We start from the raw sequence: 22,218 nt of genomic DNA, 5'->3' as shown, positions 1-22,218 counted from the left end.
GAGCATGATCCGATCGATCAGGCTCTGGTTCAACACAGGAGGACCATGCGTTGGGACAAGCCGTGTGCCTGTTTGCGATGCATTCCGCCGACGGACGCCTGCCCGCCTGCGTCCTGCACTATCTCAGGGAACTCGGCGGCTGCGGCCTTGCGGTCCACGTCGCCCTCTCCGGCATGGCAGCCCTGCATCCCGAGGATCGGGCGGCGCTGGATGACGCCGGCGCGGTGGGTCATTTCCGTGCGAACCGCGGCCTGGATTTCGCGGCCTGGCAGCATCTGGTCGAGCTCGGCTGCGTCGCGGATGCGGACTTCGTCGTGCTGGCCAATGACAGCGTGATCGGCCCGCTACAGCCGCTGGCCCCGATCTTCGCGCGCATGCAGCGCCTCGGATGCGATGTCTGGGGCATGGTCGAGTCGCACGAGATGGCCTGGCACCTGCAATCCTGGTTCCTCTGCTTCACGCAACGCGCCTGGCACACGCCGCAGATCGCCCGCATCCTGGCCTTGCCGTTCCGGGATATGGATCGCGCGGAGATCATCCTGCACGGCGAGGTCGGGCTGGGGGCTGCCATCACGGCCGCCGGCCTGAGCTGGGCGGCCTGCTGGCCGGATCACAGACGCGGGCTGCGCAGGCTGCTGGCGATCAATCCCATGCATCTGGACTGGATGTCGATCCTCGGCTCCGGCGCGGTGCCCTTCATCAAGGTGGCCTTGCTGCGCGAGAACCCGATGCGGGTGCCGTGGCTGCACCGCTGGCCGGAACTGGCATTGCGCTCGTCCGCCGTGCGGTCGGGACAGTTCCCGATGGCGTGGATCTGCGCGCGGATCGGGCCGGTCTCCGACGGACCTCGTGCCAGCCTGACCATGTGCCTGCTCTACGTCTTGTTGACCCGCGACAGGATGTCGGCACTGCGCGCCATGGGTCCCGGTTCCAGGCGGGCTGCCCGCGCCAGGACCGCATGAAGCTCGCGGGCCTGGCTGGCATGATCGGCAAGCGCGTCCCGGTGCGGGTTGGCATAGTCGTCCAGGCGGTCCGCTCCTGCGAGTATCTCCTCGATCGCGGCGATGAGCCCATGCGGTCTTGCGTCCAGCGGGATCAGACGGCCATTGATGCCGTCGACCACATCCTCGGACTGGCCGCCCGGCGCCGTCGCGATCACCCAGACGTCGCGGGCCAGGGCTTCGCGCACCGACAGGCCGTAGCTTTCCTTCCATTGCGACGGGAACAGCAGGACATCGAGACGGTCGAAGAAATCGTCCAGCCCGTCCTGGCGGTAGGCCGGAATGATGGTGATGCGGCCACGCACGTCCCAGTCTTCGACATCGATCGAGCTGAAGCCGAGATTGAGCGTGTTGTCGACCAGGATCAGTTCCCACTCGCCGCTCGCTAGGCTTTCGAACGCCTGCCGCACCAGGTGGAAGCCCTTGATGCGCTCGTTGCCGCCGACGAAGCCGAAGCGCGGCGCGCAGCCGCGCGGACGTCGCAGGCGCGCACGGTCCGGCGCCCGCAGGCCGTTGCGGTTGACGCTGATGCGGTCCGGCTCGACACCGTTCGCCAGGAACAGCGCCCGGTGCGAGGCGCTCGGGCTGAGCAGGTGGCGCGCATCGCGCAACACCTGCTGCATGATCGCGCGCCTCGCCTCGAGATGGCGCGCGTGCGGCAGGCAGGCCTGGCAGATCTTGAGGTCGATCCGGGTCTGGAAGCAGTAGCGCCCATCGCCGCGCACCATGAACTGGCGGTCGCAGAGAAACCAGGCATCGTGCAGCGTCACCACGTAGGGAATGCCGCGCTCGAGGCACAGGCGCAGGATGGTGGCGCCGAAACCCTGGATCGAGTGGACATGCACGATGTCCGGACGCACCGCGTCCAGTGCCGCGGCGAAATGCGCGACCGCCGCGGGATTGTCGAAGCTCGCCACGTGATCATCCGGCGGCGGCAGGCCGGTCGCGAATACCGGGATTGCGTCCCAGTCGTAACGAAGCAGGGCGCCCGGGTAATCGGCGACATCGCCGTGCGAGGTGAAGATCGCCAGTGTCGTGTCATCGCGGGCGTGCAGGCGGCGCGCCATCTCCTCGGCCACGATGGTGGCGCCACCGAAGCTGCGCGGCCACAGGAACACGTTGGCCATCAGCACGCGCAGCGGACGCGCCGGGCGTGCCGGCAAGTCCGCGTCCGGCGCCCCGAACAGCGGCAGCACCTGGGTGCGCGCGACCGCTTCGGGTGCATAACGCCGCGAGACGTCGAGCAGGGCTGCCTCGCCGATGCGCCGCCTGAGGTCCGGATCGCGGACCAGCGCGTCCAGCGCCTGCTCCCAGTCCCGCTCGGTTTCGGCCAGCATGCCGTTGCGGCCATGCTCGATCACGCCCGCGAACGCCGCCCTTGGCGAGCAGACACAGGGCAGGCCCAGGATCGACGCCTCCTGGAACTTGATGTTGCTCTTCGCGTCGTTGAACCGGGTCGCTTCAAGCGGCGCGATGGCGATGTCGCTTTCGCTCAGCAAGCCGAGATAGGCCCGGTAGTCGGTGCCGGGCAGGTCCTCGATCCGGCTGCCGAAGCGGCGCAGGCTCTCCGGCAGGGTCAACTCGCCGACGATACGCAGCCGCAGGTCCGGATGGCGCGCGAGCAGCCGGCCGAGCGCTGCCGCGACCAGCAGGAAATCCGCATCGTGCGTGCGGGTGCCGGAGCCATAGACGATCATCGGGCAAGAGGCAGGCCGCTTCCTGGCACGCAGGGCGCAGGCCGTCGCGATCGTCTCGTCGTCCAGGGCATTCTCTATGCAGTGCACCTCGGCGACGCCGGCTTCGCGCATGGCCTGCGCCAGCACCGGGGTGGAGGCGATGGCGCGGTTGCATTCGAGCATCGCGCGCCGGTACAGCCGCACGCCCGCAAGCAGCTCCTCGCGCAAAGCGGGCTCGAGCCGGGCCAGGTTGGTGTTGCGGCGGTAGAGCGGCTCGTCGAAGATCAGGTCGTCGACCTCCCAGAACGGCTGCAGGCCCAGGCGGCGTGCCGCGCGGATCAGGCCCAGGACCTCCGGTGTCGCCGGCACGCGATAGAAGATCACCTCGGTCGCGCAGGACAGCGCCGACATCGCGTCCTGCGTCGCATGCCAGTCGACGACCAAGCAGGGCCAGCCGAGCCGCTGCAGATGCGAGCACTTCTGCCAGACCCGGTATTTCGCGCATTGCGGCACGCTGAGCTCGGCCACGATCAAAGCCGAGCGGCGCATCATCGCGGGGATTGCCGATGCAGCCGGGGGCATCGGCACGATGGCTGGCTTGCGAGCGGGATGCAGGGGCCGGCCGACGATCCGGCGTGCCAGCGCCGCGATCCCGTCATGCGTGACGATGTCGTGCACGCGTCGTGCGGCGGCCGTGATCGGCATGCCGTTCGGCAGCCGCCCCGCTGCCAGGCCGCCTGCCAGGCGCAGCGGCATGGTCAGCCGCCAGGAGGTGGATCGCTCGAGACCCGAAACCCGAAGCTGCCGCTCCTCGAGCGCCGTCTGCAGCGCCGCGATCCGCATCTGCTGCAGCCGCAGGGAGTTGCGATAGCTGTCAAGCAGGACGTCCTCGTCCCTATCGGGTAACGGCTGCCCAACCTCGGTCATGCCGAAGGTCATACAAGGCAAACGCCGCCCTCAGCAATTCGCGACGTATGCCTCCAAGAGACCGTCCGAGAATGCGCTACGGCGAGTCAGAGGCGCCAAAGGCGCCGCCCGGCGTGCCTTTCGAGAACCGGACCGGAGCGGCCTTCATGGCCGTGAGGACCGGACGCGCAGAAAGGCGCGTCGGATGACCGCCGTAGTAGCCTTATCGGACGGTCTCTCAGGTGGAGAAGATTTGGGTGGCGTGCGCCTTGAGCTGGTCGGCCGTGAGGTTGTTGAAGGTAATGACCGTGTTGTCCGAGAGCGTGATGCTGGAGCCGCCGCTGCCGTTATTGACCGCCGCCGCCAGCACGGCCTGGGCCTCGTTGGCGCCGTAGCCGAACAGGCCGACCAGGTTTCCGGCCGAGCTGCCGAAGTCGGTGATGACGTCGCTGCCGCCGGCGCTGCTGTCGGAGAAGACGAAGGTGTTGTTGCCCTGCCCGCCGGTGAGGCTATTGGAGCCGGAGCCGGCGACCAGCGTGTCGTTGCCGGCGCCGCCATCGAGTTCGGTGGCGGCCCCGTTGCCGAACAGCACCAGCGGGCCGGACGCGAGCGAGCCGTTGAGGGTTTCGTTGCCGGTGCTGGCGATCAGGTAGCTCAGCCCGGACGAGCCGTTATAGGTGACGCTGGCATCGCTGGCGCCGAAGACCGTCGCGTTGCCGCCGCCATTGACGGTGGAGGACGTGCCCGAATTGGCGATGAAGGCAAGCGAGACGCTGGCGCTCTCATAGACCGTGGTGCCGCTGCCGCTGAAGATGGTGGCGTTGCCGGATGCGCTGATGGTGTCGTTGACACCGCCGATCACCGTGCTCGGGCCGTTCAGGTAGTAGGTACCGTCCGTCCCGTCGAACAGCAGGGTCGATCCGGTTCCACCCGCGTACAGGTTGTCGGTGCCGACATCGACCAGCGTCGTGGCTCCGGTGCTGCCGAACACCGTGCTGCTGTCGCCGATCAATGCGATGGTGCTGTCGCCGGCGCCGGCGATGATGCTGTCGGTGCCCGCTGAATAGATCGTGTCGTTGCCAGTGCCGGCGAACACCAGGTTGTGGCCGACATCGGTATAGATCGTGTCGTTGCCGCTGTTGCCGAAGACGCTGTCGTTGCCGGGGCTGGTGGAGATCACATAGTTGCCGCCGCCGGTGCTGAGGCCCTCGAAGACGTTGTTGCCGCCGCCGGCGATAAATTCGCCGCCGCCGGCACCGCCGAACAGGGTGGTGCCGCCCAAGCCGGCCAGCACGCTGACCGACGAGCCGATCGCCGAGCCATTGAGCACCACGCCGGAGGCCGCGTTGTCGACGACGTAGCTGTAGCCGCCGGGGAAGGTGTAGCTGCCGCTGGTGCCGATCACCCCCTCCCCGACCTTGCCGCCGGGGACGCTGGCCGGGGTGACGCCAGCGGCGAGGTTCTGCGCGAACAGGGTGGCGCCCAGCTGGCTGACCGCGGTCTGGTAGGCCTGGGCCAGAGTAAAGGCTACGCTGCCATTGACCGTAACCGGGACCTGATGCTGGGCCGCGCCCATAACCGTTACTACATTGGCCATGACTGTCACCTTACACTGCTAAGCAATAGTCATGCGGAAGACCATTACCGGCACCCACTCGGAACCGGGGCCAGACCGCTGAATATCAGGAGGGCTTTCTGAAGCGCAATGAAAAACAGCCCCTCGATTAACGATGTATTTATTGAGACGTATAGGTTGATATTCGGTTAATATCCTGAGTTATGCGCTGGATGTTGCTATGAAGCTTAAGTTTTCTACCTGTATTCAGGTTTCTTTACTTAACCATAACGGATTCCGGGCAGCCGGATCCTGCGAGGTGATCGCGCATGGCACAGCCTGATCAGGGACCGCTGGCGGACCTCGTCGCACCGGGCCTGGCGCCGTGGTTCCGCCGCCCGACGCGCCTCGATGCCGACAGTGCCTGGTATGGCCATCTGCCGTTCGCGCACTGGATCGTGCGGGCGCTGCGGCCGCTCCTGCTGGTCGAGCTCGGCACCCATGCGGGGGTGTCCTATGCCGGCTTCTGCGACGCCGTCCTGGCGGAAGGACTGCCGACGCGCTGCTTTGCCATCGACGGCTGGACCGGCGACGAGCATGCCGGCTTCTACGGCGAGGACGTGTTCACCGATCTCGCCCGCTTCCATGCGCAGCATTATGGCGGCTTCTCCCGACTGCTGCGCTGCCTGTTCGACGAGGCGCGCGACGACTTCCCCGACGGCAGCATCGACCTGCTGCACATCGACGGCCGGCACCGGCTGGAGGATGTCGCACATGACTTCGCTCACTGGCGGCCCAAGCTGTCCGACCGCGCCGTCGTGCTGCTGCACGACACCAATGTCCGGGAAGGCGATTTCGGGGTCTGGCGGTTCTGGGAGCAGCAGCGCCGGCAGCATCCGTCCTTCGAGTTCCTGCACGCGCACGGCCTGGGCGTGCTGGCGGTGGGCGCGCAGGTGCCGGCTGCGGTGCTCGACCTCTGCGCCGCGTCCGGCAGCCATGACGCCGCCCTGCTGCGCGAGCGTTTCGCCTTGCTCGGCGAGCGCTGGGAGGTCGAGTACGCGCTCGCGATGTGCGAGCGGCGGCATGCGACGACGCTGCGCGAGGTCGCCGCCGCGCATGACGCAGCCCTCGGCGCGCTGGGCGAGCGACTGCAGCAAGCGGACCAGTTTCTCAGGAGCCAGTCCGTCGCGTTCGGGCTGCAGCGCAGCGCTCTGGCCGATGCGAAAGCCGCGCGGCATGCGGCGGAGCTGGCGGCCGGGCGCGAGAGGGAGGCGGCCGCGGAGCGGCTCGAGATGGTGCGCCGCGAGCTCGCTGCGGAGCGCGACGAGGCATTGGCCGAGTGGGACGTGGCAGTGGCCGAGAGGGACGTGGCGCGCTTCGCCCTCGAGGCGGCACAGGTCGAGCGGGACGCCGCGCGCAGGGAGTGCCACGCGGCGCTGCAGGCCGCCGAGCAGCATCGCGGCGAGGTCGGGATCATCCGGGGCTCGTTGTCCTGGCGGCTGACCGGCCCCGTGCGCCGTGTCCTCGACGCGATACGGCCGCAGGGTCCGGGGCCGGCACTCGCCGGCCCCGCGGCGGCTCCGGACGACCTGCCGGCAGCGTTCGAAGATGGCCTGCCGCCGGAAGCGCCGCCGGATCTTCCCGTCCCGGAGCCGCAGGACCGGGAGCCGCAGGAAACCACCCTGGCCGAGCCGGCGCGACCGCCATTCCGCGTCATCGGGCACGTGCTGTTCGTGGTCGGCGAACCCGGCACGCCGGGAGCGACCTATCGCTGCCGGCGCAACGCCGCCGCCATGCGCGATGCCGGCTACACCGCGGACGTGGTGGACCTGTTCGACGTCGATCCCGCGATCCTCGCTCGCGCCGACCTGCTGGTGGTGTGGCGCGCGGCGATGAGCCCGCACATCGAGACCATGTTCCGCCTCGCGCGCGCCGCCGGCACCCGCATCGCCTTCGACGTCGACGACCTGATGACCCGGCCGGAACTCGCACGCATCGAGATCATCGACGGCATACGCACCATCGGCACCACCGAGGTCGCGACCCAGAGCTATTTCGAGGGCATGCTGCGCACGATGCAGGCGGCGGATCTCTGCCTCACCACCACCGCTGAGCTGGCGGTCGAGCTGCGCCGGCAATGCGACGTCGTGCACGTGCTGCCGAACGTGTTCGAGGCCGCCACCGAGCGGCGCGCCCGCTATGCGCTGCGGCGGCGCCAGGAAGCGGGCGACGATGGCCATGTGCGGCTGGGCTATGCCGGGGGCACCCGCACGCACCAGCGCGACTTCGCGCAGGTGGCGCCGGCGCTGGCGCGGGTGCTCGCGGCAAGGCCGCACGCCGTGCTGGTGCTGTTCCGCGAGGCGGCCAACCGGCGCGGCCTGCTGCAGATGGAGGAGTTTCCCGAGCTTGCCGGGCTCGCCGACCGGATCGAGTGGCGCGACATGGTGGCACTCGACAGCCTGCCGGACGAGCTGGTCCGCTTCGACATCTCGCTCTGCCCGCTGGAGACCGGCAACGTGTTCTGCGAGGCGAAGAGCGAGCTGAAATATTTCGAGGCGGCATTGGCGGGGGCCTGCACGGTGGCCAGCCCGACCGGGCCCTATCGCCGGGCGATCGAGGACGGCGTCACCGGCTTTCTGGCATCCGACGACGCGGCCTGGGAAGCCGCCCTGCTGCGCCTGGTCGACGATCCGGTGCTGCGCCGTGCCACCGCGCGGCGCGCCTATCACGACGTGCTCTGGCGCTTCGGCCCGTGGCGGCAGGCAGCGCTGGCAGCCACCCTGATCGGCGGATTCTCTCCAGCCGGCGCGGGCGATGCCGAGGTCGCCCGCTGCATCGAGCTCGGCCTGCGCCGTGGCGACTACCTGGCGCGGGGCGTGCCGGAGGTGCCCGAGAGCGAACTGCTGTTCGCACACGACACGCTCGGCGAGGCCGAGGTCACCGTGGTGATGACCTCGTACAACTATGAGGCGCATGTCCTGGCGGCGCTGGATTCAGTCAGGGCGCAGACACTCGGGATCCTCGATCTCGCGGTCGTCGATGACGGATCCACCGACCAATCGGTGCCGCTGGTGCTCGAATGGGCGAGACGGCATCGCGATCGCTTCAACCGCATCCGCATCCTGCGCACCGTGCACAATGCCGGCCTCGGCGGCGCCCGCAATGTCGTGTGCGATGCGGCCGAGACGCCGTGGCTGATGGCGCTCGATTCCGACAACCGCCTGCTGCCCGAGGCCTGCGCCACGCTGCTGGCGGCGGTGCGGGGTTCGCCACGCGCCGCCTTCGCCTATCCGCGCATCCGCCAGTTCGGCGACAGCGACGCCATCATGGGCGAGCATGCGTTCGAGCCGCGGCGGCTGCAGATCGGCAACTACATAGACGCCATGGCGCTGGTCGCGAAGTGGGCCTGGGCGGCGGCGGGCGGCTACTATGTGCGGCGCGACGCGATGGGCTGGGAGGATTACGACCTCTGGCTCAACCTGGTCGAGCTGGGACAGTTCGGCGTCGCCGTGCCGGAGGTCCTCGCCGAATATCGCGTGCATGGCAGCTCGATGGTCAATGCGATCACCGAGCAGTCCGCCAACAAGCAGGCGATGGTCGCCTTCGTCGAGGCCCGGCATCCCTGGCTGCGGCTGCGGATGCGCGCCGCCCGGAAGCGGGTGGCGTGAGCGTTGGCGACCGAAGCCTGGTGCTCGGCGCCGGCGGCTTCATCGGCACCAACCTGTGCCTGAAGCTGCGCGGGCTCGGCGTTGCGGTCACCGGCTTCGGGCGTGGCGCGCCGCCGGCCGCACTCGTTGGCATCGACTGGATCAGCGGCAGGCTCGACGAGGGTCGGCCGGAGCGGCTGGTGGCGGGTCATGCCCACGTCTTCGACCTGATCGGCGCCGGGCTGCCGAACAGCTCGAACGACAATCCGGCGCAGATCGTCGCCGACGCGGTGCCGGCCAAGGTGCGTCTGCTGGAAGCCTGCCGATCCGAGGGCGTACGGCGCTACGTGTTCGCCTCCTCGGGGGGCACCGTGTACGGCATCACCGGAACCGCGCCGGTCAGCGAGGACGCGCCGACCGAGCCGATCTCGGCCTATGGCATCGGCAAGCTGGTGGTGGAGAAATACCTCGCACTCTACCGCCACCTGTACGGCCTGGAGGCGCGCGCGCTGCGCATCGCCAATGCCTATGGCCCGCACCAGGATGCACGCCACGGCCAGGGGCTGGTGGCGGCGCTGCTGCGGCGCCTGCTGGCGGGCGAGCCGGTGGAGATCTGGGGCGACGGGCGCATCGTGCGCGACTACATCCACATCGACGACGTCGTCGCCGCCATGCTCGCCTGCCTCGACCATGACGGACCCGGCCGCGTGTTCAATGTCGGCAGCGGCATCGGCCGCAGCGTCGGCGAGGTGCTGGCCGACGCCGCCCGCATCACCGGCCGCACGCCCCGGCTGGTCCGCCGCGAAGCCCGCGGCGCCGATGTTCCGGTCAACATCCTTGACAGCAGCCGGCTTGCCCGCGAGACCGGCTGGGCGCCCCTGGTGGAATGGGAAGCCGGCCTCGCCGCCACCGCGGAGTGGATCGTACGATCCGGCTGATCTCCTACCGGTTGAGGAAGCTCTTGTAGTTCTGCGGCGTGACCAGCTCGTACGGGATGGTGTCGTACTGCGTCACCTTCTGGCCGTTCGCGAGCTTCACCGCGTCGTCCACCGCCTCCGCACCCTGGCCCTTGGCGTTCTGGAACACCGTCACCGTGAGTGCGCCCTTGCGCAGCGCGTCCAGCCCGTCGGCGGTGGCATCGACACCGCCGATCGCCAGCGTCTTCGGATCGACGCCGTTGGAGTGCAGCGCGATGATCGCGCCCAGCGCCATCTCGTCGTTGTTGGACGCAATCCCGGTGATCTTGTCGCCCTTGGTGATCCAGTTGTTCATCAGGTCGATCGCCTTGGTGCGCTCCCAGTTCGCGGTCTGCTCCTCGACGATCTTGATCCCCGGATATTTTGCCACCACCTCTTTCACGCCGGCGGTGCGGCCCTGGGTCGAGTTGTTGGCAAGGTCGCCGAGCATGATCACGAGGTTGCCCTTGCCGCCCATCTTCTTCGCCAGCACGGTCATCTGCAGCCGGCCGGCGAGCTTGTCGTCGGACGCCACGACGGCGACTCCCGGCGGCAGGCCGGTCTCGTCGGGACGACGATTGACATAGACGATCGGGATGTGCGCGGCGCTCGCCGCCGAGGTCATGCGCTTGGTGGTGGCGGTATCGACCGGGTTCACGATGATTGCGTCGACTTTCTGCGAGATGAAGTTCTGCACCTCGCTCAACTGCTTGCCGACATCGCCCTGCGCGTCCTGGAACTGCACCTGCAGCCCCGGCACCGACTGCGCATGCGTCGCCATCGCCTGCCGCACCGCGGTGAGGAAGTTGTCGTCGAACAGCGCCATCGACACGCCGATATTGAGCGGCTTGGCCAGCGCCGGCGACGCGGTCAAAGCGAGCGCACAGGCGGCTGCCAGCATGGACTTCTTCATTGGTATGTTTCCCCGTTTGCTTCTTTGGATTGAAGAGACCGTTCGAGAATGTGCTACGGCGAGTCAGAGGCGCCCCTAGGCGCCGCCCGTCGTGACTTTTCGAGCACCGAAGCGGAGCGGCCTTTTCGGCCGTGAGCATCGGAGCACAGAAAAGCCGCGTCGGATGACCGCCGTAGCGCATTATCGAGCGGTCTCACCGGCGTTTGCGGCGGAACTGGTCCGCCATCACCGCCGCGATAATAATAAGGCCCTTCACGATGTCCTGGATGTAGGCATCGACACCCAGGAAGGTGAAGCCGCTGGTCATGACACCGAGGATCAGGGTGCCGATCACGGTGCCGGTGATGCGGCCGATGCCACCCGACAGGCTGGTGCCGCCGATCACCGCGGCCGCGATCGCATCGAGCTCGTAGGAGACGCCCATGCCGGCCTGTCCGCTGGTCGCGCGCGCCGCCATGATGATGCCGGCGAGGCCCGAGAGCGCGCCCGCGATGGTATAGACCAGCATCAGGTGACGGGTGACGTTGATGCCCGAGACCCGCGCCGCCTGGATGTTGCCGCCGATCGCGTAGGTGTACTTGCCGTAGCGCGTGTAGCGCAGCGCGACATGGAAGATCGCCGCCACCACCAGGAAGATCAGCACCGGGTTGGCGCCGCCGCCGATGGCGGTGAACTTGTCGGTCAGCATGCTGACCGGCTGGCCGTGCGTGTAGTAGCGCGCCAGCCCGCGCGCGGTGACCATCATGCCCAGGGTCGCGATGAACGGCGGCAACCGCCCCAGCGTGATCAGGGTGCCGTTGCACAGGCCGGCGACGGCGCCCACCAGAAGGCCGGCGGCGATCGGGATGATGATCGGCAGGTCGCCCAGGCTCGGATAGACCGCGCGCGCATAGTCGCCTTCCTGCGCCAGGCTGGCCGCCACCATGGCGCTCAGCGCCAGCACCGATCCGGAGGAGAGGTCGATGCCGGTGGTGATGATGACCTGGGTGACGCCGACCGCCAGCAGCCCGACGATCGAGACCTGCAGGATGATGATCAGCAGACGGCTCGGATTGCCGAGAAAGCTCTGGCCGCGCAGGGTCCAGCCGAGCAGTTCGAAGATCAGCGCGATCCCCACCAGCACACCGAGGATGCTGGCCTCGACCGGCAGCTTGCGCGGCCGGCGCCGTGTGGCTGGCAGAGCGGTATCGGCGACAGTGGCCATGATGTCTCTCCCTCGCTGCCTAGTTGCGTAGAGGCTGCTTGAGAACGCCTGATGCTGGATGAGAGCGGTCCGCAGGACCGCGGCCGGCATGACTTTCCGAGCACCGCAGCGCAGCGGCCTCCCATCCTTGAAAAGTGGGGGCCGTGAGCAGCGGAGCGCAGGAAAGGCGTGTCGGATCGCCAGCAGCAGGTGTTCTCATGCAGCCTCTCAGCGCGCGGCCAGTTCCATGATGCGTTCCTGGGTTGCCTCGCTTCGGTCGAGGATGCCGGCGACCCGGCCCTCCTGCATCACCACCACGCGGTCACTCATGCCCAGGATCTCCGGCAGTTCGGACGACACCATGATGATCGAGAGCCCCTTCAGGACCAGTTCCGACATCAGCCGGTGGATCTCCGCTTTGGCGCCGACATCGATGCCGCGGGTCGGCTCGTCGAGGATCAGGATGCGTGGCCCGGTCATCAGCCAGCGCGCGATCAGCACCTTCTGCTGGTTGCCGCCGCTGAGGTTCTCGATCATCGTATCCATGTCGGGCGTCTTGACCTGCAGCGCCCGGCGCATGCCCTCGGACGCCTCGCGCAAGGCATCCTGGCGCACGAAGCCGCCACGGCAGTAGTCCGCCACCGAGGCGATCTGCATGTTCTCCAGCACCGAGAGCATCATGAACAGGCCACTGGCCTTGCGATCCTCGGTCAGAAACGCCATGCCGTGTTGCTTGGCGTCGGTCGGCGAGCGGATGCGGGCCGGCTTCCCGTCGATCTCGATGGTGCCGGAGGATGCCGGCGTCACGCCATAGATCGCCTCGGCGACATTGGTGCGGCCGGCGCCGATCAGGCCGGCAAAGCCGAGGATCTCGCCCCGGCGCAGCTCGAACGACACGTCCCGGAACACGCCGGGCAGCGTGAGCCCGGTGGCGCGCAGCACGACCTCGCCGATCGCGACATCGGCCTTCGGAAACATGTGCGTCAGCTCGCGGCCGACCATCAGCCCGATCAGCGATTTCTGGGTGAACTCGGAGGCGTTGCCGGTCGCGACGTGGGTGCCGTCGCGGAACACCGAGACCTCGTCGGCGATCGCGAAGATCTCGTTCATCTTGTGCGAGATATAGACGATGGCGCGGCCCTGGTCGCGCAGCCGGCGGATGATGGTGAACAGATGCTGCACCTCCTGCTCGGTCAGCGAGGAGGTGGGCTCGTCCATGATCAGGATATCGGGCTCGTAGGACACCGCCTTGGCAATCTCCACCATCTGCTGGTTGGCGACCGCGAGGCTCGCGACCTCGACGTCCGGATCGAGCGCGATGCCGAAACGGGCAAGCAGCGCGACGGTCTGCCTGCGCAGTGCGCCGTGGTCCACGAAGCCGAAGCGGCGCGGTTCGCGCCCGACCCAGATATTTTCCGACACCGTCATGTGCGGCACCAGGTTCAGTTCCTGGTGGATCATCGCAATGCCGCATCGCATCGCGTCGGCCGGCGCCTGGAACTCCCGGGCCACGCCCTTGACGCGGATTTCGCCCGAGGTGGGCCGGATGCCGCCGGCGATGATCTTCATCAGCGTCGACTTGCCGGCGCCGTTCTCGCCCATCAGCGCATGCACGCTGCCCGGACGCAGGCGCAGGGTGATACGGTCCAGTGCCTGCACGCCGGGAAACTGCTTGGACACGTCGAGCACTTCCAGGACGAAGGGATCGTCCCGTCCCGGCGCATCGAGCGGCCTTGCTGCCGACATGGGCTGGCTTCCTAGCGGATTGCTGCGCAGAGATAGGCGAGGCTGCGTTCGAGTGCCGCCGGTGCGTCGTCGGCGTCGTGCACTTCGGACGAGAACGCCTCGAACGAGATCGCGCCGGCATAGCCGCCCGCGATCAGGGCGCGAAGTTGCCCGGCATTGTCCAGGCGGTCCGCCGGGCCGACCAGGAGACGGTGCGTATCGCGCATGGCTTCGACGGCAACCGCCGCATCTTCGACGCCCGATACGTGCACCAGGCCGATGCGGCCCGGGAAGATTTCCTGCTCGCCGGAGATTGCGTGGTGGAAGGTGTCGTGCAGCAACCTGAAATGACCTTCGGTGCCGGTCTCGTCGATCGCGTCCAGGGCGCAGCGCTTGCGCCGCAGCGCGCACTCGGCAAAGCCCAGCGGCTCGACCAGGCCGACCAGGCCGTGGTCGGCCAACACTGGCGCCAGCCCGGCCAGGGCGCGGCGCAGATCCCGGCGCCGCTCGCCTGCATCCCGCTCGTCATCGACGCTGTTGGTCGGGCACAACACCAGGGCGCCAACGCCGGCGTCGCGCGCGTAACCGGCGAGAGCCACCGCCTCCGCCTCGCGCGCCCGGTTCCACTGCTCGAAGCGCTGCAAAGCGTTGATCGACAGGATGGAAATGCCCGCCTCGGCCGCCTGCTCGCGCAGTTCGGTGGCTGGAGTACCGTCTGCGATCGGCACGCCGTCGAGGTCGTTGCGTATCTCCACGGCGCGCAGCCCAAGCGTTCCGGCCAGCTCGAGCAGGCCCGGAAAATCCTCGTACGGCGCGGTGATGTGGTTGAGCGCGAACGTCGGTGACGGCACGAGGCACTCCCTGAACGCCTGCCCGCCCGCTTCCTTGGTGGAATTCGCTCCTTCATGGAGCATACGTGCCAGACAGTCTCCTTAATGGAATATATTTTCCATTATGCGGGAGTTGTCAACATGACGCTGCTGTCCGCGAGCACGGCATGGATCGCGCGCGTGAGGTGCGACAGGTCGCGCGCCGCGATGGTGAAGGCCGGCGTCAGGTAGATGATGTCGCGGAACGGCCGCACCCAGACGCCCTGCTGCACCAGCCGGCGCTTGAGCCCGTTCATGTCGGCGGGCGCCCGGTCGAGCTGCACCACGCCGATCGCGCCACGCACCCGCACGTCCCGCACCCCGGGCAGCGCCGCGCAAGGCTCGAGCTCGAGCGCCAGCTGGCGCTCGATGCCGGCCACCTGCCCCAGCCGGTCCTCGGTCGCGAACAGCTCCAGCGAGGCCAGCGCCGCCGAACAGGCCAGCGGGTTGGCCATGAAGGTCGGGCCGTGCATCAGGGCGCACAGCGGATCGTCGGACCAGAACGCCTCGAACACATGCCGGCGCGCCACCGTCGCGGCCAGTCCCATGGTGCCGCCGGTGAGCGCCTTGGAGAGCGTGATGATGTCGGGCACGATGCCGGCCTGTTCGCAGGCGAACATCGTGCCGGTGCGGCCGAAGCCGGTGAACACCTCGTCGAGGATGAGCAGCAGGCCGTGCCGGTCGGCCGCCTGCCGGAGATGGCGCAGCACGCCGGGGTCGTGGAACACCATGCCGCCGGCGCCCTGCACCAGCGGCTCGACCAGGATCGCGGCGAGGCCCCCGGCCTGTTCCGACAGAAACCGGTCGAAGGCCGCGCGCTCGTCGGCGTCGCGCGGCAGCGCCACCACGTGATGCTGCGGCAGCACGCCGGCGAACAGGCTGTGCATCCCCTCCTCGGGGTCGCACACCGCCATGGTGGCGATGGTGTCGCCATGATAGCCGCCGCGGAACGCCAGCAGCCGGTGCCGCGTGCGCACGCCGCGATTGAGCCAGTACTGCATCGCCATCTTGATGGCGACCTCGACCGAGACCGAACCGGAATCCGAGAAGAACACCCGCTCCAGGTCGCCCGGCAGCAGCGCCGCCAGCCGGTCGGCCAGCAGGAGGGCCGGCTCGTGCACCAGGCCGCCGAACATCACATGCGGCATGGCGGCGAGCTGCCGCCGCACCGCGTCGGCGATGTGCGGGTGGTTGTAGCCATGGCAGGCGGTCCACCAGGAGGCGATGCCGTCGATCAGCACCCGGCCGTCGGCGAGTTCGATGCGGCTGCCGCCGGTGGCCGCCGCCTGCAACGGCGCAGCAGCGGTCTTCATCTGCGTATAGGGAAGCCAGAGCCTGCCGGCCAATGCGGCGCCCAGACCCTGGCTCACGCGAGGCGTCCCCGCTGGATCAGCCCCTGATCCGCAGCTGCCAGAGCTGTGCGAGGTCTCCCGCGCCGTCGGTGCCGTGCACGTTCTGCAGGGTGGCCGTGGCAGCGGCCTTGTCGCCGGATGCAAGTTCGGCAAGGCCCAGGTGCAGTTGCGCATCCTCGGGATTGAGCAGGCCCCCCTTGGCGACGGCCTCCTTCATCACTGCGATCCCTTTCGGATACTGACCGAGATCGACATAGCTGTAGCCCACCGCGAGCAGCGCGTTGCCGTTCGGTTGCGAACGCGCCGAGGCCTCGTCGGTGGCGATGCTGGCTCGCTTTTCGGCGACGGTCTTTTCGACGAGTGCCTTCAGCCTGGTCTCGCGGGCCGCCTGCGGATCACGCCCGAGCGCGCCGCTGGCATAGCCCTTGTCCATCACCACAAGGCCCTGGTGCGGGAGACCGTTCTGGACCGCCATCTCGGTCATGTCCATGAAGTCCTGGGTGCTGGTCAGCAGCCCGACCTCGAGACGCAGCCGGTCGATGTCGAATTGCAGCCGGTCGGGAACGTTCGGGTTGGCGCGCAGCCCCTGCATGAGCTGGGCCCAGTATTCGGGCTTCGGATAATAGGTGACGAGCAGGGTCATGGTATGCGTCAGGCCGGCATTGTCGCGCGACTGCAACTGGCAGTTCGCCAGCAGCTGCAACTGCCCTTCGGGCGGCGTCTGCCGCGCGCGCAGCTCGGCCTGGATCTGCGCGCTCTGCACCGCGGCGGCGCGCACATAGTCCTTCTGCAGGTAGTAGCACTGGATCAGCAGCGTCTCGAGCGCCGGCGAGGCGCCACCCGCCTTGTGGTAGCGGTCGATGGCGGCAATGGTGCCGGCATAGTCACGCAGCTGGTAGTACGACGACGCCTCCGCCATCAGCAGCCGCTGCTGTTCCGCCGCCGGAACCCGGCCCGACTTCAGCAGCACGTCATCGGCGCCGATCGCCGACTTGAAGTCGCCGGATTGCTGCGCCACCGCGGCGCGCATCTCGTCGATCACGAAGCTCTCGTTGGCGGTCTTGTCGCGGGCCGCCTCGGCGATGTTGATCTGCGCCAGGGCGCCCGGAAAGTTCCCCTGGTGCGCCAGCGCCTGCGCCTTCTGCAGCGGCTTGCCGACGACCGGACGCAAGGCCTCCTGCGCCTGCGCCGGGGGGCTGAGCAGGCCCAAGGCACCGACCGGCACGCACGCAAAGAAAACGCCGGCCAACAGGCCGGCGCGAGACACCCTAGACAGCATCGTCAGTTGTTTCCCATGTACTGCTCTTGCCCGACCAGACCGAGCTTGGTCATGCCGAGCCGCTGCGCGTCCGCCATCACGTGCGCCACCGCGCTGTACGGCGCCAGCCGGTTCGGACGCAGGTGGATCTCCGGCTGGTCGGGGATCAGCGACGCATTCACGAAACGCGCCTGGAGCTGCTGCTCGTTCGGCACGGCGTCGCCGTTCCAGGAGATCGTGCCGTCGAAATCGACATCGATGGTCACCACCTGCGGCGGCACCGGCGGCGGCGGCGGGTTGCCCTGCGGCAGGTCCAGCTTCACCGCGTGCGTCTGCATCGGGATGGTGATGATCAGCATGATCAGCAGCACCAGCATGACGTCGATCAGCGGCGTCGTGTTGATGTCGACGACGACCTCCGGATCACCGCTGGCGTCGCCGCCGCCCGACCCAACATTCATGGACATGCGCGCTCAACCTCCCTTGGGTGGCGGTTCGGTGATGAAGCCGACCTTGAAGATGCCGGCGCGCTGGCAGTCGGTGACCACGCGGCCGACGAACTCGTAGCGCCCGCGCGCGTCGCCGCGGATATGCACCTCGGGCTGCGGCTTGAGCACGGCGAACTTCTCGAGCCGCGCCAGCAGGTCGGCGTTGCTCTTCACCGGGATCGCGTTCCAGTATGTCGAGCCGTCATCGGTGACCGCGATGATGACGTTCTCCGGCTTGGTCTGCGTCGGCTGGTTGACGTCTTTCGGGAGCTGCACCTTCACCGTGTGGGTCACGACCGGGATCGTGATCAGGAAGATGATGAGCAGCACCAGCATCACGTCGACGAGCGGGGTGGTGTTGATCGTCGACACCACCTCGTCCTCTTCGTCGCCCTCGGCAGGGCCGACATTCATCGCCATCGGTCAGGCAACCCGCGTCACGCCGGCGGAGGCGGTCGACGGCGCTGCCGACATCGCGGGCGTCGCGAGGCCGGGCTGGCCGACGCGGCTGCCACCGATCAGCACCGAGTGCAGGTCGGACGAGAAGTAGCGCACCTTCTCCATCGCGGACTTGTTGCGGCGGACCAGCCAGTTGTAGCCGAGCACCGCCGGCACCGCGGTGGCGAGGCCGATCGCGGTCATGATCAGCGCCTCGCCCACCGGTCCTGCCACCTTGTCGATCGAGGCCTGGCCGGCGATGCCGATGGCGGTCAGCGCGTGATAGATGCCCCAGACGGTGCCGAACAGGCCGACGAACGGCGCGGTGGAACCGACGGTGGCGAGGAAGGCGAGGCCGCCCTGCAGGCGCGACTGGATGGTCTCGACCGCGCGCTGGATCGACATCGTGACCCAGGTGGTGAGGTCGATGCTCTCGGTCAGCGAGCCCTCATGGTGGTCGGTCGCCGAGATGCCGGTGTCGGCGATGTAGCGAAACGGCGAGCTCGGCTTCAGGCTCGACGCGCCGTCACGCACCGTCGGCTTGGTCCAGAACGCCTTGCCGGTGGCCCTGGCGGCGCTGAGCAGGCGGGCCTGCTCGATATACTTGGTGATCATGATGTACCAGGTGCCGAGCGACATGATCACCAGGATGATCAGAACGCCGCGCGCGATGAAGTCGCCGCCATTCCACAACGCATCCAGGCCGTAGGGATTGTCGACCGCCGCGGTCTTCGGCGCTTCGGCGGCCGGCGCAGCCGGGGCGGCAGCGGCCATGGCATTGGGGGCCGGAGCGCCCGGTGCTGGAGCGCCCGGTGCCGGGGCGCCCGGTGCTGGAGCGCCCGGTGCCGGGGCGCCGGCTGCGGGAGCGCCCGCACCCGCGGTAGGCGCCGCACCGGGTGCCGGCGCGCCGGGAGCGCTCGGGGTCGCGGAGGCATCCGGTGCGGGAGCGCCGCCGGCGGGAGCACCGGCAGCCGGGGCGCCGGCTGCAGGGGCAGGAGCGCCGGCAGCCGGCCCAGGTGCCGAAGCAGCCGGGGCCGGAGCGGCAGGTGCCGGACTGGCCGGCCCCTGGGCGGGGGCCGGCGCGGCCTGGGCCAATGCCAGCACCGGCGTCATTGCCGGTCCGGCAAAGCCGAGCATGACGGCGACGGCCGGCGCTAGAACGGGGTGACGGTGCATTGCGGTCATGCCTTGATCCTTTGAAATCGTCCCGTTGCCGGAGGGCCGCCCCGGCTTGGTCTCATCCTGCGACGGGTAACTGGCCGTGACGGACTACTGGTCGTCGTCGTTGTTGAGCTTGAAGGTGATGTTGAAGGCGTGGTGCGGCTCGGCCACCGGCACGCCGTTATGCACCGCGGGCCGGTAGCGGGCCCGCTGCACCCAGCGCAGCGCGGCATCCCCGAAGGCCGCTCCTCCGGCCACGCTCTGGATGGCGCAGTTGCTGGTGGTTCCAGTGGTCTCGACGTCGCAGGTCACGACCACCCGGCCCTCGCGCTGCGCATCCTGCATGGCGGGCGGATACTCGAGTGCCGGACCCGCGATCGGACGCGCCGACACCGAGCTGTCCGGCACGACCGGCCCGGGAGTCGGCGGCTTCGCCTGAAACGGCACCGGGCTCGGCGGGTGCGGCGTGCGCGTCACCTGCTGGATCGCGTGCGGCTGCGGCGGCGGCTGGATCTGGATTTCCGGCGGCGGAATGTAGGGCGGCGGCGGGTTGGTCAGCTGCGGCGGCGGCGGCGGCGGTGGCGGCGGCGGCGGCGGCTTGGTTTCCTTGATGATCTTGGTCTCGATCGGCGCCTTGATGATCTCGACGATGTTCTTGCCGAGACCCTCCACCAGCGCCCAGATCAGCAGGACATGCAGCGCGACAACGACCGCAAAACCAACGATGTGTCGCGTCGGACTGCGTTGCTGTTGCGCGTAATCCATCCAAGAGCCTCCTTGCTCGCGTCCTGCCCCACTCGATACCAAACCGGGCACCGGTGCAGCAGGCCAACATGCGATCCGCGTGCCGCGGACCGTATGGTTGACCCGCATGACCACGTGTCCGGTCAATCGGCCGATGCGGCGTCTCTGTTCGCGGTGCCCCTCACCTGCCGAATGTCAGCGATGATGCAGGCACGTGCCTCGAATTGAGGGTTTTCGCTGTGTTGCTGTCAAGAAGCATATCGAAATTGATTTCAAGCGCACCGAAGAACAGCAAAGGCCTAAAATTGCGCCAGTCATCGCGGGCTCACACAAGTTTGCGTGACCGCAGCAATATCAACCACTCCCGTCGCGATCTTTACAAGCACACGCGCTTCGGCCCCCTCGTGCGCTTATTTGCGCGTCAGATGCCGTGCAGGAAAAAATTGTTGCATCACGGCATTTTTTGTTCCGGCTTCGGCTTGACCTCCGCTTCCAGGATGAGTGTCACGTCGTCGCCGACCACAGGCACGTAGGCCACCACCCCGAACGCCGACCGCCGCACGATCGCGCTGGCTTCGAACCCGACGGTCAGCCGGCCATCCACCGGATCGATCCCGGCGCCGCCGAACACGACGTTCATCGTCACCGGATGCGTCACCCCGCACAGCGTCAGCAGGCCGTCCAGGCGCGCATGCCCCGGCGCCGTGATGACCAGGCCCTGCGCCTGGTACGAGGCGCTCGGGTAGCGATCGACCGCGAAGAACTGTCCGCCATGCAGCCGCGCATCGAGCGCCGGGTCGAGCGAGGTGATGCCCGCCATCGGGATCTCGGCGTCCAGCCGTGTCGCCCCGGGATGCGACGGGTCGAGCAGCAGCGTGCCATGCACAAACGGGATCAGCCCGGTATAGGTCGAGTATCCGAGATGGCTGACCGACCAGGCGATGCGCGTGTGCTGCGGGTCGAGCACGTAGCTCCCGGGCGGCACGGCGGACGGATCCATGCCGTAAGCCGGCCGTGCACAGAGCGCCGCCACTGCGAGCAACCCGGCCAGCCGGATGTAGCGCCGATGCGTCATGTCAGTTCGCCGTGGCGCTGGCTTCGGAGCGCGTGGCCCCGACCCGCGCCGCGAGCGAGGCCGCCATGAAGTCGTCCAGGCTGCCATCGAGCACCGCGTCCGGGTTGCCCGTCTCGACCCCGGTGCGCAGGTCCTTGACCATCTGGTACGGCGCCAGGACGTACGAGCGGATCTGGTGGCCCCAGCCGATATCCGTCTTCGCCGCCTCGGTGGCGGCCGAGGCCGCCTCGCGCCGCTGCAGTTCCGCTTCGTACATACGGGCCTTCAGCATGCCCATCGCGGTGGCCCGGTTGCGATGCTGCGAGCGGTCGGTCTGGCAGGCGACGATGATCCCGGTCGGGACATGGGTGATGCGGATGGCGCTCTCGGTCTTGTTGACGTGCTGTCCACCCGCGCCGGAGGCACGAAACGTGTCCACCTTGAGATCGGCCTCGTTGATCTCGATCTCGATGGTGTCGTCCACCACCGGATACACCCAGACCGAGGCGAAGCTGGTCTGCCGGCGCGCGGCGGAATCGAACGGGCTGATCCGCACCAGCCGATGCACGCCCGCCTCGGTCTTCAGCCAGCCATAGGCGTTCGGCCCGCTCACCTGCACGGTGGCCGACTTCAGGCCGGCCTGCTCGCCCTGGCTCTCCTCGATCAGCGTCAGCTTGTAGCCGTGCTGCTCGGCCCAGCGGGAATACATGCGCAGCAGCATCTCGGCCCAGTCCTGCGCCTCGGTGCCACCGGCGCCGGCATTCACCTCCAGGAAGGCGTCGTTGCCGTCCGCCTCGCCGGACAGCAGGCTCTCGATCTCGCGCCGCTTGCTCTCGTCGGCCATCGCCCGCAGGCTGCGCACGGCATCGGCGACCATGGACGCGTCATTCTCGGCCTCGGCCAGCTCCGCCAGCTCCATCGCATCGGCGACCTCGCGCTCCAGACGCTGCACGCCCTCGATGCCGCCGGCAAGCCGGGTGCGTTCGCGCATCAGCTTCTGCGCGGCGGCGGCATCGTTCCAGAGCGCCGGGTCCTCGACCTGGTTGTTCAGCTCCGCGAGGCGGCCGATGGCGGCATCCCAGTCAAAGATGCCTCCTCAGCAGCGCCACCGACTGCCTGATCTGCTCGTTAAGCGCTTCAGTCTCGGCGGACATCGTCTTTATCCATCAGGAAAGGCAGTTTATGGCTCTCGAAGGCGGTCTGCCAACGCCTGATGCTGGATGAGAGCGACCCGCGGGGTCGCGGCCGGCGTGACTTTTCGAGCACCGAGCGGAGCAGCCTTTTCGGCTGTG

17 protein-coding genes are annotated in these 22,218 nt (G+C 68.3%); 3 read left to right on the top strand and 14 right to left on the bottom strand.

Annotated features, from left to right (window positions below):
• Positions 1-50 precede the first annotated feature (50 nt).
• Positions 51-962: a rhamnan synthesis F family protein gene (locus tag ACQY4O_RS01305; RefSeq protein ID WP_428374446.1), complete on the top strand. Its 912-nt coding sequence runs from the start codon at positions 51-53 to the stop codon at positions 960-962.
• On the opposite strand, the gene ACQY4O_RS01300 is transcribed toward ACQY4O_RS01305, so the two are convergent.
• Together ACQY4O_RS01300 and ACQY4O_RS01295 are read right to left on the bottom strand one after the other, a co-directional pair.
• Positions 875-3,604: a glycosyltransferase gene (locus ACQY4O_RS01300; protein ID WP_428374445.1), complete on the bottom strand. Its 2,730-nt coding sequence runs from the start codon at positions 3,602-3,604 to the stop codon at positions 875-877. The genes ACQY4O_RS01305 and ACQY4O_RS01300 overlap by 88 nt on opposite strands.
• A 217-nt stretch (positions 3,605-3,821) precedes the next feature.
• Positions 3,822-5,180, bottom strand: a complete 1,359-nt coding sequence (locus tag ACQY4O_RS01295) for a beta strand repeat-containing protein (RefSeq protein WP_428374444.1) — start codon at positions 5,178-5,180, stop codon at positions 3,822-3,824.
• 287 nt (positions 5,181-5,467) lie between these two features.
• Here ACQY4O_RS01295 and ACQY4O_RS01290 point away from each other — a divergent pair, with 287 nt between their 5' ends.
• Positions 5,468-8,806, top strand: a complete 3,339-nt coding sequence (locus ACQY4O_RS01290) for a glycosyltransferase (RefSeq protein WP_428374443.1) — start codon at positions 5,468-5,470, stop codon at positions 8,804-8,806.
• The gene (locus ACQY4O_RS01285; RefSeq protein WP_428374442.1) at positions 8,803-9,723 is read left to right on the top strand and encodes an NAD-dependent epimerase/dehydratase family protein; all 921 of its coding nucleotides are present in this window, start codon (positions 8,803-8,805) and stop codon (positions 9,721-9,723) included. The genes ACQY4O_RS01290 and ACQY4O_RS01285 overlap by 4 nt, the downstream gene beginning before the upstream one ends.
• Positions 9,724-9,727: 4 nt before the next feature.
• On the opposite strand, the gene ACQY4O_RS01280 is transcribed toward ACQY4O_RS01285, so the two are convergent.
• From ACQY4O_RS01280 to prfB, 12 genes are all read right to left on the bottom strand, one after another.
• The gene (locus tag ACQY4O_RS01280; RefSeq protein WP_428374441.1) at positions 9,728-10,654 is read right to left on the bottom strand and encodes a sugar ABC transporter substrate-binding protein; all 927 of its coding nucleotides are present in this window, start codon (positions 10,652-10,654) and stop codon (positions 9,728-9,730) included.
• A gap of 193 nt (positions 10,655-10,847) precedes the next feature.
• A complete protein-coding gene (locus ACQY4O_RS01275; RefSeq protein ID WP_428374440.1) occupies positions 10,848-11,858 on the bottom strand; it encodes an ABC transporter permease in 1,011 nt (336 codons plus the stop codon).
• Positions 11,859-12,065: 207 nt separating this feature from the next.
• Complete coding sequence (locus ACQY4O_RS01270) at positions 12,066-13,583, bottom strand: sugar ABC transporter ATP-binding protein (protein ID WP_428374439.1); 1,518 nt, start codon at positions 13,581-13,583, stop codon at positions 12,066-12,068.
• 11 nt (positions 13,584-13,594) lie between these two features.
• Positions 13,595-14,413, bottom strand: coding sequence for a TIM barrel protein (locus ACQY4O_RS01265; protein ID WP_428374438.1), 819 nt, complete (start codon positions 14,411-14,413; stop codon positions 13,595-13,597).
• Positions 14,414-14,514: 101 nt separating this feature from the next.
• Positions 14,515-15,744 carry an adenosylmethionine--8-amino-7-oxononanoate transaminase gene (locus ACQY4O_RS01260; RefSeq protein WP_428378068.1) on the bottom strand — a complete coding sequence of 410 codons (1,230 nt, stop codon included), beginning with the start codon at positions 15,742-15,744 and terminating at the stop codon, positions 14,515-14,517.
• 76 nt (positions 15,745-15,820) lie between these two features.
• Positions 15,821-17,062, bottom strand: a complete 1,242-nt coding sequence (locus tag ACQY4O_RS01255) for a hypothetical protein (RefSeq protein WP_428374437.1) — start codon at positions 17,060-17,062, stop codon at positions 15,821-15,823.
• Between the two features lie 2 nt (positions 17,063-17,064).
• Positions 17,065-17,508 (bottom strand): ExbD/TolR family protein, encoded by a 444-nt coding sequence (locus ACQY4O_RS01250; RefSeq protein ID WP_428374436.1) that lies wholly within the window; start codon positions 17,506-17,508, stop codon positions 17,065-17,067.
• A 6-nt stretch (positions 17,509-17,514) separates the two neighbouring features.
• Positions 17,515-17,949 (bottom strand): ExbD/TolR family protein, encoded by a 435-nt coding sequence (locus tag ACQY4O_RS01245; protein WP_428374435.1) that lies wholly within the window; start codon positions 17,947-17,949, stop codon positions 17,515-17,517.
• A 3-nt stretch (positions 17,950-17,952) separates the two neighbouring features.
• On the bottom strand, positions 17,953-19,152 hold the full coding sequence (locus ACQY4O_RS01240) for a MotA/TolQ/ExbB proton channel family protein (RefSeq protein WP_428374434.1): 1,200 nt from the start codon (positions 19,150-19,152) through the stop codon (positions 17,953-17,955).
• An 84-nt stretch (positions 19,153-19,236) separates the two neighbouring features.
• On the bottom strand, positions 19,237-19,893 hold the full coding sequence (locus ACQY4O_RS01235; protein ID WP_428374433.1) for a TonB family protein: 657 nt from the start codon (positions 19,891-19,893) through the stop codon (positions 19,237-19,239).
• A gap of 430 nt (positions 19,894-20,323) precedes the next feature.
• On the bottom strand, positions 20,324-20,947 hold the full coding sequence (locus tag ACQY4O_RS01230; protein WP_428374432.1) for a YceI family protein: 624 nt from the start codon (positions 20,945-20,947) through the stop codon (positions 20,324-20,326).
• 1 nt (position 20,948) lies between these two features.
• Positions 20,949-22,080, bottom strand: a protein-coding gene (gene prfB / locus ACQY4O_RS01225; RefSeq protein ID WP_428374431.1) for a peptide chain release factor 2 whose coding sequence is annotated in 2 segments (ribosomal slippage) — positions 20,949-22,010 and positions 22,012-22,080 — 1,131 coding nt in all. Because the reading frame shifts where the segments join, the coding sequence is not laid out codon by codon here.
• Positions 22,081-22,218: the final 138 nt, after the last annotated feature.

It is taken from the genome of Lichenicoccus sp. (genome assembly GCF_965277665.1).
Classification (GTDB): Bacteria; Pseudomonadota; Alphaproteobacteria; order Acetobacterales; family Acetobacteraceae; genus Lichenicoccus.
This window is presented reverse-complemented; position numbering and strand designations above follow the sequence as displayed.